At 38.5% G+C, this 13,317-nt stretch carries 11 protein-coding genes and 1 pseudogene; 7 read left to right on the top strand and 5 right to left on the bottom strand.

The window, feature by feature from the left end; translation table 11 throughout:
* Positions 1 to 108: pseudogene (locus BVH02_RS21595) on the bottom strand (IS1595 family transposase); the annotation flags it as partial.
* Positions 109 to 351: 243 nt separating this feature from the next.
* Between BVH02_RS21595 and BVH02_RS19705 the strand changes: the two are divergent.
* The 6 genes from BVH02_RS19705 to BVH02_RS19735 all read left to right on the top strand — a co-directional run bounded on the left by BVH02_RS19705 (position 352) and on the right by BVH02_RS19735 (position 6,935).
* A complete protein-coding gene (locus BVH02_RS19705; protein WP_086503193.1) occupies positions 352 to 540 on the top strand; it encodes a hypothetical protein in 189 nt (62 codons plus the stop codon).
* 101 nt (positions 541 to 641) lie between these two features.
* The gene (locus BVH02_RS19710; protein WP_086503194.1) at positions 642 to 1,790 is read left to right on the top strand and encodes a DUF4221 family protein; all 1,149 of its coding nucleotides are present in this window, start codon (positions 642 to 644) and stop codon (positions 1,788 to 1,790) included.
* A complete protein-coding gene (locus tag BVH02_RS19715) occupies positions 1,780 to 2,193 on the top strand; it encodes a hypothetical protein (protein WP_086503195.1) in 414 nt (137 codons plus the stop codon). Before BVH02_RS19710 ends, BVH02_RS19715 begins: the two co-directional genes overlap by 11 nt.
* Before the next feature lie 642 nt (positions 2,194 to 2,835).
* Complete coding sequence (locus BVH02_RS19725) at positions 2,836 to 5,265, top strand: TonB-dependent receptor (protein WP_086503197.1); 2,430 nt, start codon at positions 2,836 to 2,838, stop codon at positions 5,263 to 5,265.
* Positions 5,266 to 5,624: 359 nt separating this feature from the next.
* Complete coding sequence (locus BVH02_RS19730) at positions 5,625 to 5,834, top strand: hypothetical protein (RefSeq protein ID WP_086503198.1); 210 nt, start codon at positions 5,625 to 5,627, stop codon at positions 5,832 to 5,834.
* 78 nt (positions 5,835 to 5,912) lie between these two features.
* Entirely contained in the window at positions 5,913 to 6,935 is a 1,023-nt protein-coding gene (locus BVH02_RS19735) for a BF3164 family lipoprotein (protein ID WP_086503199.1), read from the top strand.
* Positions 6,936 to 6,985: 50 nt separating this feature from the next.
* Here BVH02_RS19735 and BVH02_RS19740 read toward each other — a convergent pair whose 3' ends face one another.
* Together BVH02_RS19740 and BVH02_RS19745 are read right to left on the bottom strand one after the other, a co-directional pair.
* Positions 6,986 to 8,566: a peptide chain release factor 3 gene (locus BVH02_RS19740; protein ID WP_086503200.1), complete on the bottom strand. Its 1,581-nt coding sequence runs from the start codon at positions 8,564 to 8,566 to the stop codon at positions 6,986 to 6,988.
* A 337-nt stretch (positions 8,567 to 8,903) separates the two neighbouring features.
* Entirely contained in the window at positions 8,904 to 10,139 is a 1,236-nt protein-coding gene (locus BVH02_RS19745) for a sensor histidine kinase (protein WP_086503201.1), read from the bottom strand.
* 238 nt (positions 10,140 to 10,377) lie between these two features.
* Between BVH02_RS19745 and BVH02_RS19750 the strand changes: the two genes are divergently transcribed.
* The gene (locus BVH02_RS19750; protein ID WP_086503202.1) at positions 10,378 to 10,848 is read left to right on the top strand and encodes a Dps family protein; all 471 of its coding nucleotides are present in this window, start codon (positions 10,378 to 10,380) and stop codon (positions 10,846 to 10,848) included.
* A gap of 263 nt (positions 10,849 to 11,111) precedes the next feature.
* Here BVH02_RS19750 and BVH02_RS19755 read toward each other — a convergent pair whose 3' ends face one another.
* Both BVH02_RS19755 and BVH02_RS19760 read right to left on the bottom strand, forming a co-directional pair.
* Positions 11,112 to 12,422 (bottom strand): ABC transporter permease, encoded by a 1,311-nt coding sequence (locus BVH02_RS19755; RefSeq protein WP_086503203.1) that lies wholly within the window; start codon positions 12,420 to 12,422, stop codon positions 11,112 to 11,114.
* The gene (locus BVH02_RS19760) at positions 12,415 to 13,308 is read right to left on the bottom strand and encodes an ABC transporter ATP-binding protein (protein ID WP_086503204.1); all 894 of its coding nucleotides are present in this window, start codon (positions 13,306 to 13,308) and stop codon (positions 12,415 to 12,417) included. Before BVH02_RS19760 ends, BVH02_RS19755 begins: the two co-directional genes overlap by 8 nt.
* Between the last annotated feature and the right edge of the window lie 9 nt (positions 13,309 to 13,317).

Consider the following 13,317-nt stretch of genomic DNA (forward strand, 5'->3'; position numbering starts at 1 on the left):
TCCAGTACACTTCTTACAACTGATCCCTTGCTGGATTCTTTGCTCCTTGATGAATTCAACACAGGAAACTTCGTCTGGGAACCGATTATTGAAATTGATAATATTCATGGTCAAAACCGTCTATTTTGACCTAATTTAAGCCGAGTTCAGAGCCTAAGAAAGCAATTGTCACCAACTGTCTGTTAGAACTTATTTGGCTACTGGTGTCATTGCGGATATACATAAAAAATATTAATAATTAGTTGCAATATTACCCCCCCCCACCTATATTGCTAGTGATCTTTTGGCCAAGTGATTAGGAAAACGAATCCGCCTACTCATAGGGATTTTTTCAGGTAAATTTTATTTAAGATGAAAAAGTTAAAGTTAATTGCATTAGGTGCTGGTATTATAGGACTAAGTGTTTTCGGAATGGCATATTCTGGTTCTTCAAATGCAGATGCTCAAGGGATTGCTAAATGTAATTGGAACGGCAGTGATTGTTTCGATCCTATTTCAGATGCCATGTGTGTATGTGAAGGAGGTCCAGTAGAGGATTAAATTACATCAAGTATCTAATTATTGAAGGAGATTAGATTTTAGTAGATTCAAGGCATTTGAAATGCTACTTAAAACGATCTCTTTCATTTTTAAAAATAAGAATGACAAAGCTTTATAACTTATTATTTATTGTTACCATAATCTCCTGTGACCCTAAGAATGTTACGAATGAAATAAACGCCTATACTTTTGAAACTTTAAAAATTCCTATTGAAGAAAACTTTGTTCCCAGTATAACCAGAAATCAATACATAGATAGTGATTCTGGAGAGTATTTGGCTCTGTACAGCAAAACTAGTCAGAGCTTGGAATTTTTTAATTTGGATACCAAACAAGCTACAAAAAGTATAAAAATAAATAGAGAAGGTCCCAATGGTGTCGGATCTTTCAATGGATTTACCATTGCCTCATTAGATTGTTTACTTCTTGCCTCAATACCTCCAAAAATTCAAGTACTTGACTTTAACGGTAATAAAAAAAGAAGTATACCTGTAACTGATCCTAAAAACAAAGTGAACTGGCTGGGGTCTACTAATTTAGTTCCATTTTTATTTAAAGGTGATACGCTGTTCGGTTCTCAACCATTTTTCTCAGATATTTTCAAAACATCAAAAGGCGATGCGAAACAATCTACGCCTTTTTTCCAATTGAATCTTTCATTAGGACAACCTGAAGTAGAATGGCTTGAAATTAGTCGACCAGAAGATGAATGGGATAAAGGGAAAAAAGACCCGAATCTATCTTGGGCTGATCGATATGATTCTATCATTGTTTCTCCTCTATCAGATCATAGACTATGGATTATTTCTAAAAACAAAGGAAAACTTCTTGGATACAAGGAAGCTAGATCATCCCATTTAAATCAGTTTAATATTTTGAAAGATTATCCAGTTGGGGATCAAGGAATGATTAAAGCATTAGAAGCGGGCAGATATGAAATTTTATTAAATGATCATTTCAGAGACGTGTTTTATCGTTTCTTCTTTGCAGGTATAGAATTGGAAAGCTACATTTTGACTCCTAGAGAATTATTCACCAACAAACCCAGAGTAGGTGTATTAATACTTAATAAAGATTTAGATGTAATAGGTGAACATGTATTTGAAGATCATTCCATAGAAAACTGGAACTCCTTCGTCGGCCGGAAAGGATTGTACGTCTCTACTAACAATCCAAATCGAGATGACTTTGATGAGAATTTTTTACGCTATGATATCATTAGATTTGAAGGATTAGAATATGAGGATTAAAGGAATTTTCTTCTTTTCTGCCTTCTTATTGACATTGGGATGTACTGGTAACAATAAAAATAGAGTTGCTGAGATTTTGGAAATTTCTCAACCAACAGATTGGATTTTAGTCATTCATCCAGAAGGCTGTAAAACATGTCTGGATCAACTCTATCAGGAATTGAGTGAATTTAAGACGACTAGAGGAGCAATAGTTATCGTGGCAAAAAATAATAAAATCATGCGATTCAATCCTTTGTTTGAGCAATCGTCTGTCCCTGTTTACTTGGATGAGGAAAAAAAATTGATTCAGAAAGGTATTGTTGATCTTCAAGATCAGATTCTTCTTTTTAAAGCCGACGGAGTTGAGACGTTTGAAATCTTGAATTATGAGTCACTATTCAACCGTATTGGCAACTTGTAAACCAAACCTTCCAGGTTTCAAAAACCTGGAAGGTTTCGTCTTTTAGTTCTGAGAAGTAAAATGGAATAATTCGGAATTCAATTCCGAATTATTCCATAAAAACCAAATCCCATAAGACCCTTTCATTCGCATCTCTTTCATCGACAGTTTTATCCTCTCAACTCTGCAGTTAAAATGCGTATAAATGCTGATTACTAAGTTCTTAAAAAAAATATTAATAATTAGTTGCAATATTACCCTCCCCCCACCTATATTGCTACTGATCTTTTGGCCAAGTGATTAGGAGAACGAATCCGCCTACTCAAAGGGATTTTCCATGCAAATTTTATTTAAGATGAAAAAATTGAAAATAGCTTCTGTACTTGCAATGGGACTAGTACTAAATTTTCTTTTGCCTTTCCAGTCAGGATATGGGCAAGATGCTTGTACAAGAACTGATTATTACAATGGATGTGGTGAATTATACTGGTCAACTGGAAGTTCAACATGTTCAAATGTTGTAATTGTATTTCTTGAAACTCAATGTGAGACCTAATTAAAATTCCAAGAAATTAAATTTGTGCATTCATTGAAACTTTTATACACAACCTAAACTCAAAATTAGGTTGTGTTTTACATTATTAAAACTTCAAAATCCTCAAATTGATTTTCCAAAATAAAAAGTTCCGATTCCGCGTTTGTGCTGTCACACTTGCTTGCATACTGATTTCTTTCTCTCCTACAAATGATCCTTTGGAGCGGATCATCACAGGATTTAAAAAATATATCACCGAGCTACCTCAGGAGAAAGTTTACCTGCACCTAGACAGAGCTCACTATGCCGCTGGGGAGACTATTTGGCTTAAAGCTTACCTGACCGCTGGCGCATACCACGAGCCTTCATTACTCAGTAATACGATTTATGTGGAACTGATTAATAGCACGGGTGAAATAATACAGCAGCATCAGCTTTTTTCTCCAGATGGTTTTGCCGCAGGTCAGCTAGAATTAGACGAATCACTTCCCTCAGGAAACTACCTAGTTCGATCCTACACCAACTGGATGCGGAATGCTGACGAAGCTTATTTTTTCCATAAGGATGTAAAAATCTGGAACACCCAAGACCCCGTCAATAATGTGCTGAGTGATGAAACTATAGCTCTACAGTTCTTTCCCGAAGGCGGGAATCTCGTCAACGGGATCATGAGCAAAGTAGGTTTCAAGGCTATCGGAACCAATGGCTTGGGCAAAGTGGTCAGCGGAAAAGTCTATGAAGAGGATAAGGAAGTTGCCACATTTGAAAGCAATCAATTTGGGATGGGTGTTTTTGGGTTGGTTCCCAAAGTAGGAATGCAATACACCGCGCTACTTGATAATAGCGATGAAATAGTTCAGCTGCCAAAAGCCCTTGATTCGGGGATAATTCTCTCTGTGACTAATTCGCCTTCTACAGCAGATATCCTCTTGAAGGTTCAAGCTTCAGAGAATTCCAACCTACAAACTGTCTATCTTTTGGCGCAAACACGTGGAATAGTCTGCGCTTCTAGCCAAGCTGATCTTTCTAAGAGAGTAAGCTTTACACGAATCTCAAAGAAAGAATTCCCCTCAGGGATCGCTCAAATCACTGTTTTGGATGAAAACGGAAATCCTCTGGCAGAGCGACTAGTTTTCATTGATCATCAAGATCAGGTAACTATCACAACTTCCATGAGCAAAACAGTTTTTGCACCAAGAGAACTAGTTCAACTTGATATCGAAGCAAAAGATAAAGAAGGGAATCCTGTAGTAGCCAATTTGTCTTTGACTGTTTTCGATGGCGGACAGGTTTCTTTAGACGAAAATAAGGAAACGATACATTCGTATCTTTTGCTTTCCTCAGAACTGAAAGGGCACATCGAATCACCAGGATATTATTTCAATCCCAACAATAAGAATCGGGAAAAAGACCTGGACATCCTGATGCTGACTCAAGGTTGGAGGAAATTCACCATCACGGAAGCCTTGAGCGAAAAGGTGTTAGATCCTGCGTATAGCGTTGAAAAAGGATTGACGATAAGAGGAGTGCTTACTGATGAGAAGAAAAATCAGCCAATAGAATCTGGCACGGTTTCCTACTTGTCATTATTTCCCTTTCCAGAATCTAAAACAACAATAACCAATTCAAGAGGTGAGTTTGAAATCCACGACCTCATCTTCTTCGACTCCACGAAAGTGATTCTTCAAGGGAAAACAAACAATGGTAGACCTGCTACTATATTGACAGATAAATCCTACAATTCACCTAGTCTTTTACAGCAACTCTCTAATGCTTTTACCCAGCCTATTGCTTTGGAGCAGAATTTCTTGAGCAAAGCTTTCGAGCGACAAGCGATTGAAAAAGCCTATAGTTTTGAGAACTCAGAACTGGAATTGGAGGGAATAGAGATTCGAGGAATTAGGATAGACGAGCCAACTCAGATCTCAAGTTCCTATGGTGCAGGAACTGTGCAGATGCAGGTATCTGGAAAGCCGGCACTGGAAAATCTGCTTCACCCACTAGACCTCCTGAGAGGCAGAGTGGCTGGTGTGCAAATAACGGGCTATGGAGCAAGTGCGAAGATTCTTATCCAAGGAGTGAATTCCATCGACAGCAGTATGGAACCTATGCTCATGGTGGATGACATTCAGGTCAGGTTAGAATCCTTGGTCACTATCCCCGTTCATGAAATCGAAGGCTACCGGGTGTGGAAGGGAGCCGACACGGCGATATTCGGTGCAAGAGGAACAAACGGAGTGATTGGATTTTACACTAGAAAAAACCTTGGTACTGATAAAAAACCAATCCAACAGGATGCCACATTGACCATGAAGGGCTATCAGGTGGAAGAGGAATTCTACTCACCCAAATATCCAGCAGATACCAGTTCACTTCCTAAACCAGATCGGCGTGCTACTCTTTTTTGGGCACCGAATATCCAGACAGATTCGTCGGGAAAGACCTCTGTATCCTTCTATAATTCTGATGCCGAGAATGTGATTTATGGAGAGATAGAAGGAATTAGTAAAGGTGGTAAACCTGGAACTTCAAGATTTAGCTACATTATTGAAAAGTAAGCGGATAAGTAAATAACCTTTTAGGTTTTTGAAACCTGGAAGGTTTCGACTTTTAATATTCTGAAGTAATGTGGAAAAGTCCGGAGTCCAATTCCGAATTTTTCAATAAAACCGAAACCCCTTAAGATTCCAGAAAAGACTTAGTCAGTTCAATCTCTTTCATCCTCAGTTTTATAAAGTTAATTCTGACGTTAAAATGCGTATAAATGCTGATTACTAAGTTCTTAAAAAAAATATTAATAATTAGTTGCAATATTACCCCCCCCCCCCACCTATATTGCTAGTGATCTTTTGGCCAAGTGATTAGGAAAACGAATCCGCCTATACAAAGGGGTTTTTTAATGCAAATTTTATTTAATATGAAAAAGTTAATTTTATTTTCAGGTGTATTAGCTATGAGCGCATTTGTATTTACTACCCCTTCAATGGCAGTTGAAGATTGTGTCAGATGCGACGAACAAACAATGACTTTATGTACTAGTGTTGTATATCAAGTATTTGAAAACGGAGAATGGCATGAAACAACAAAGTTTTTCTACGGTAACAAAAGTGAATGTGAAGTTTTGTAAAGTTTAATGAGAACCTCAGGCTGTCCTTTTTTTATAAAAGGATAGCCATTTTCAGTCATATTTACAACATACTCCATTATGAATAAAATATCATTATTTATTATCATTTCCCTTGTGATTTCCTGCACAAATAAGCAAAAAGAAGAGTTTATACAAACTCAGTTATTGAAAAATGGTAAATTTTTAAACAGTTCTCATCGCATTAATAGGTTACTGGATATTCATTTCATTGGCAACAAATACTTGATAAATGATCCTGACGGAAATTACCAGTTTAAAATTTTTGACATTAATAATCCAGAATATGAATTAAAAATAGCAAAAACTGGTGAAGGCCCTTGTGAATTTTCATTTCCAACGTTTTCGCAAATCTTGCCTAATGACACAAGTACAATTGGGCTGTACAATTCTAGACTATTTATGTATAGAGAAATTAAATTACTGGAAGACGACTACTACTGTACGAGTAAAGAAAAACAGAGAATCGCAAATAATTTCTATAGAGTTATAAAAGCAAATGACACAATCTTATTTGGCACTGGAATGTTTCAAAAAAAATATGCAGTAGAATATGAAAACCTAGCCGAATATCAACAGTTGGATATAAATTATCCCTTTACAGATCCAAGTTCAGAAGTTGAAAATTTTTCAATCACAATGAGCCAACAGGGACAATTATTTCTAAGACCAGATGGTAAATACATTTTAACGACTAGCCAATTCTCCCCAACTTTTGACATTCTTGAGATAACAAAGAAAGACATTAAATTAAAATATAGGTTTGAAGGTTGGCCTCCACAGTTTTCCGGCTCAGATAATCCCAACGTAATTACTGCATCCATGTCAGACAGTAATAAATTTGGATATATAAGTAGCTCTGTTTCAAACCAATATATTTATCTTCTGTTTTCTGGAAAAAATTTAAGTCAGAGCCCTTATTTAAGTGATATCATTCAAGTGCTTGATTGGAACGGAAACAAAATTAAAGAGCTAATTATCCCTATAAAAGTTAATCAAATTGCAGTTTCTCCAAATGATGATTTTCTAATAACCTATCATGATGATGGTAAACCTAATTTGACTCTCTACGAATTAGAATAGGTATCAAAAGTTATAAACCCTCCAGATTTTAAAATCTAGAGGGTTTTTTATCAAATATCCGAAGTAAAGTGAAACTCTATCTCAGGATAATTATCCATTACCATCTGAAGCCAAGCTTTTGATTCGGCCATAAAGACCAGCTTGCCGTCTTTATCATGGGCGATGTGACGGTTTTTGGAGCGTACAAATTCATCCAATTGCTTTTTGTCCTTGCTGGTGATCCAGCAGGCTTTGTACAGGTTCATCGGATGAAACTCTACCGTAGCATTGTATTCATTTTTCAATCGAAACTGGATTACTTCAAACTGAAGTTGACCAACTGTCCCGACTACTTTCCTAGAACCCATAGCAAAGGTGAACATCTGCGCGACACCTTCTTCCATGAGTTGCTTGAGACCTTTTTCCAGCTGCTTGGTTTTCATCGCATCCTTATTCACGACCTCACGGAAAATCTCCGGAGAGAAACTTGGAATTCCTACGAACTGCATGTCTTCGCCGTCAGTCAGCGTATCGCCGATCTTCAGGTTACCTGTATCATAGAGACCTACAATATCTCCTGGAAATGCCTCATCGATCATTTCCTTATCCTGCGCCATAAACTGTGTCACATTGGAAAAACGCAAAGGCTTTGGTCCGCGAACGTGATTGTAAGGCTTATTCCGTTCAAAAACACCTGAGCATATTCTCATGAATGCAATTCTATTTCGGTGATTCGGATCCATGTTTGCGTGGATCTTGAATACAAAACCAGAGAATTTCTTTTCGTCAGGCTTCACTTCCCGATCTTCCGTTCTACGGCTTTTCGGAGCTGGAGCGATTTTGATGAAAGTATCAAGCATCTCATTGATTCCGAAGTTGTTCACCGCGGAGCCAAAGAAAACCGGAGCTACTTTTCCAGCCAAATACTCCGTAGGATCAAACTCGGGATAAACACCCTCGATCAATTCTACATCCTCGCGAAGTTGCTTGGCATAGTTCGGCCCAATCAATCCATCCAATTCTGGATCATTCACATCTTCAAAGGACTTACGAACGTCAGATAGCTTTCGCTGAGATGGGGTGAAAAGATTGAGTTTATGATCAAAAAGATTGTATACGCCTTTGAAGCTTTTTCCCATACCAATAGGCCAGGAAAGCGGGTGACACTGAATGTTCAGTTTTTGCTCTACTTCTTCGATCAACTCGTACGGATCACGGCCTTCTCTATCCAGTTTATTGATAAAGCAGATCACGGGCGTATTTCTCATCCGGCAAACTTCCATGAGTTTTTCCGTCTGAATCTCCACTCCTTTCACGCAGTCAATCACCATAATTACCGAATCGACCGCTGTCAATGTTCGATAGGTATCTTCCGCGAAATCCTGGTGACCGGGCGTATCAAGCAAGTTGATTTTGATGTCTTTATATTCGAATCCCATGACAGAAGTCGCGACGGAGATACCTCTTTGCTTCTCTATCGCCATCCAATCCGACTTAGTTCCGGTGTCGATTTTATTCGATTTCACTGCGCCTGCCGTCTGTATCGCACCCCCAAAAAGTAACAACTTCTCAGTCAAAGTGGTCTTACCCGCATCAGGGTGAGCAATAATGGCAAAGGTTCTACGCTTCTGGATTTCTTCTTTCAAACTCATGGGAGACATCAAATTAAGGGTGCAAAGGTAGGGAAAAAATAGGTGGAAAGAATTTACGAATTACGATTTTGGATTTACGAGTTCAATTGGCACTTCGTTCTTTGCCTAAAAGTTTATCTTCTTTTATTTCTGAAAGTCTCTAAAAAGTCTCTGCAGATCGACACAGAAAAATAACGCAGATTCCCGCCAATCCTATCTGTCAATTAAGGTTGGCGGGAATTTGCATTTGTGAAGTTCTAATTTATGAATGTTTTATTTTAAGCTCAGAATTGTAATTGTCGCTCAGCTCTATCGAGGTTCTCGTAAATCGCATATCGTAATTCCTATATACCCAAAGTCAATACTCTAGAATTCCTTCCGTAATAAACTGCGACGCACCCTCCTGGCTTCCATGAAGTAAAATCCGGAAAGTAGTCCCTTTGCCTACTTCGGAATGTTTTACAAAGATCTTTCCTCCGTGGTATCCTTCCACGATGCGCTTCGCTAGCGTCAAACCTAGTCCCCAGCCTCGTTGACGGGTAGAGAATCCAGGGTTGAAAACACGTCGGTACATATTCTTCTCCATTCCTTTACCAGTATCCGTGATGTCAATAATTACAAACTTGTCACTGTCCTGAAGAATCTCAATGTCTATTTTACCTTTCCCTTTCATCGCATCGACGGCATTTTTGCAAATATTCTCAATTACCCATTCGAAAAGTGGCTTGTTCATCATAGCCTCCAGGTCCTTGGAATCTGCATAGATATTCATTTCTACTTTCGTAGAAATTCTAGGTCTCAGGTAATTGATCGTATCTTCTATCGTCTCATAGACATTCCCAGTCTGGATTACGGGCTTACTTCCTATGCTACTAAACCGCTCCGTCACCATCCGCAATTTCACTACGTCCTTATCCATCTCTAGAATGATTTCCTTGTTTTCATCCCAAACGGGAGAATTTCTCAGGTAATCAATCCATGCCATAAGTGAAGCTATAGGAGTTCCAAGCTGATGAGCAGTTTCTTTGGTCAGTCCCGCCCAAACTCTGTTTTGTTCGGCTATTTTACTTTGATTGAAAAGCGCATAGGCGAATGCTCCAAAAATCAATATAATCCCCAATTGCACATAAGGGTAGTATTTAAGATTTATGAGTAGCTCCGAATTCCTGTAGTAAACCAGAATATCAGCTTCAGGAAGCAAGATCGGCTCGTACTCAGCCCGCATCGTAGCAAGCTCTTTTGTAAGAGTCTTAGCAGAATCCTCAGCAGTAGCATCATTCCTAAAGATGATATTCCTAAATTCTATTGGATTTTCCGAATCATCCACCATGATGATAGGGATAGAATAATTTTGCTGGATAATCTCTTGATTTATGAATGTGAGATTTTCCATGGTGGTGGCAGCATATTCCAACGCACTGGAGAGCAGCTCTATCTGCCTTCTCTCTCGCTCGCGCAATTCCTCCACTAGACTGTTTGTGTACCAAATCGACCCTGCTCCTATGATTATAGAAGCAGCAACCACAATCCATTTAACCTGTTTCTTATTGGTATAAAACTCTAGGGAAGTAAGGTCTTGAAATTTTTTTTTCATTAATTAATGTTAATACGCTACCGATATTAACTTCCTAATCATATAGATAGTATGAGTTGGGTATAGATTTTATCAGTTGGGAAGGTAAAGCGCTAGTGAGTAAATTTAAACTTTAATTCAAGCAGAGAAAATTAAAGAACTGAAATATGAAATCGAGCATCTCTCTGGCATCACACACTTGGATGATCATTTTGCATGCAGGATTTCATATGACCATAGATTAACAAACAATATATATATGAAAATGAACGACATAGGATTAGAAATCAAAGAAAGTAAGGTTTTGGTGGAAAAGCTTAATGACCTACTTGCTAACTATCAGGTTTACTATCAGAATTTGAGGAATTTTCATTGGAATGTAACAGGTCCAAATTTCTTTGAGCTTCATGCCAAATTTGAAGAGCTTTATAATGCCGCTAATCTGGCCATAGATGAAACTGCAGAACGAATCTTGACTTTGGGGGCAAGACCTTTTTCCTCCTATCAAGAATATATCGAGACAGCTACTATCAAAGAAGCTAAAGAGATCTCCGATCCAACCAAAATGGTGGAGACTGTGAAAAGTAATCTAAATACCTTATTGCAACTGGAAAGAGAAACACTGGAAGCAGCTGCGGCATCTGGAGACGAAGGAACTGCCTCACTTATGAGTGATTACATCACTGCAAAAGAAAAAGTAGTGTGGATGCTATCAGCATACCTTCGATAGAAATCTCCTTGAAACCAATCAAAAATCCCGGCCATCTGACCGGGATTTTTTTTTAAAATTCGCTGTACTGCTTCTCATGAAGCCGTTCCTTTTTTTATAAAAGCTAATCTACCGGAATTGAGTAAATCATATGGAAAAGTAAAAGAGCTACTTGACTGAAGGAAAGAAATTAACTTGATGCCACTTCCCTCTCCAGTCTTGGATCTGCCAGAAGGTAAATCAAAGTAGTTCGAATTTAATAGCATCAAATAAATTCGAAACCGCTAATTATTCGTTCTTATCCACTTCCAAAGTGTTTTGTAGCTCGGCTTAGTACCATGCATCAAAATTCCAATTCGGTAGATTTTTCCTGCCACCCAAGTAGTTAATAGAAAACCTACGATCAAAAGCCCCATAGACAAGGCAAGTTCCCAGAAAGGAACACCATAACTCACCCTTCCCATCATTGCTATAGGCGAAGTCAGAGGAACAATAGAAAGCCAAAAAGAGGTGGTGCTATTCGGATCGTTTAGTATAAAAACAAACAGTCCCATATATGCTACGACCAGAGGAATAGTAACTGGCAACATAAATTGCTGTGCATCAGAAGGTGAATCTACTGCTGAACCAATTCCAGCGAATAAAGCTCCGTAAAGCAAATATCCTCCCAAGAAATAAAATACAAAACTGAGTGCAATCTGCACATAGTTAATTCCTGAGATCACCTGAAGAATCTCGCCCATGTCGGTATTTTGCATCAAACCTTGAGTCATTTCAGGATTAGCCATTTCCATTGCTTGCTGCTGCGGCATCTGCAACCCTAGAAAGCCTGTCACAATCGTTGTCAAGATACCAATGAGTAAAATCCAGATCAAAAGCTGGGTAAGCCCTACTCCCGCAATTCCTATGATTTTGCCAAGCATCAACTGGAAAGGCTTCAGTGAGGAAACTAAGATTTCAACAATTCTACTTGACTTTTCCTCAATCACACCCTGCATGATCTGATTGCCATAGATGAAAATGAACATGTAGATCATAATCCCTGCTACAAAACCAATCGCATAATTTACGGTAGCATCACTGACTGTCTCCGTGCCTTCTTCGTCAAGTGTGATAGATTTGATTGCAACTTGCGTACGAACATCATTAATGATTTGGGGGTCAATTCCACTTTCAAAAAGCCGTTGTTCTTCGATTTTCTTTCGTAGGTTATTTTCCAGGTAGCTAATCAAGTTCATACTTGGGTTCTTTTCCCCGTAGAATGAAATTCCCGTAGGTTCTGTAATATCAAACTTTGGAATATGCAGAAAACCATACCGATTACCTTCCTGAACGAGTTTTTTGGCTTCTTCTGGACTGGAGTCTGAAAACGAAAATGCGTATTGATCCGAGCTTTCTAAGAAGAATAATTTATTATCATCCACTACCTCTATTATCCGCAGTGATTGACCTCCTTCTTCTTCCATTGCTATCCACACAAAAACGCCCATAATAGCGGGGAATATCAGTGGCGTCAATAAGGTGACAAGTAAAAACGATTTCTTTTTGACGCGAGACACATACTCCCGCTGAATCACTAACCAGATCTTATCCATTTTCTGTTGACTTTACCTGGTGAATAAAAATTTCTTCCATACTCGGGATTAACTCTTGAAAGCGGTTTACCTGTCCGTATTGCATCAATTCATTAAGAAGTTCATTGGGATGCTTTCCACTCAATGGAAGCGTGAAGCTATAGCTACCTTCGTCTTCTTTCAATATCCATTCGGTGGGTAAATCTCTGGTCAATTGATCCAAAGTAATAGAATATACTTCTGGTCTATAAATGGACTTTACCTGTTTAATCGTGCCATCAAGGATTTTCTTTGAGCGATTAATCATCGCTACCTGATCACAAAGAAGTTCTACAGACTCCATTCTATGAGTACTAAGTATCACTGTAGTGCCTTTAGCTTTGAGTTCCAAAATCTCATCCTTGATAATTTCAGCATTCACTGGATCAAATCCTGAAAATGGCTCATCTAGGATCAAAAGTGGCGGATTATGAATCACGGTAGAAATAAACTGGACTTTTTGTGCCATCCCTTTAGACAGATCTTCGATTTTCTTATCTCTCCAAGTCTCCATTTCGAGTTTTTCCAGCCAGTATTTGATCTTAATTCTGGCGTCCGATGAGCTGAGCCCTTTGAGTCTGGCGAAATAAAGCATCTGATCCCAGACTTTCATTTTCTTATACAGTCCACGCTCTTCAGGCAAGTAGCCAATCAATTCAATATGCTTTGGAGCTAAAAGTTCTCCGCCGATGTAGACTTTACCACTATCTCCATCGATAATCTGGTTGATAATTCTGATTAAAGTTGTTTTTCCAGCGCCATTTGGGCCGAGAAGCCCAAAAACCAAACCTTCAGACACAGTCAAATCCACATCCGACAGCGCTTTATTGGCTCCATAGGATTTATTAAGCTTTTCAATTTTCAGCATATGGCAAAA

The sequence above is a fragment of the Algoriphagus ratkowskyi genome, assembly GCF_002150505.1.
In the GTDB taxonomy this organism is placed as follows: Bacteria; Bacteroidota; Bacteroidia; order Cytophagales; family Cyclobacteriaceae; genus Algoriphagus; species Algoriphagus ratkowskyi.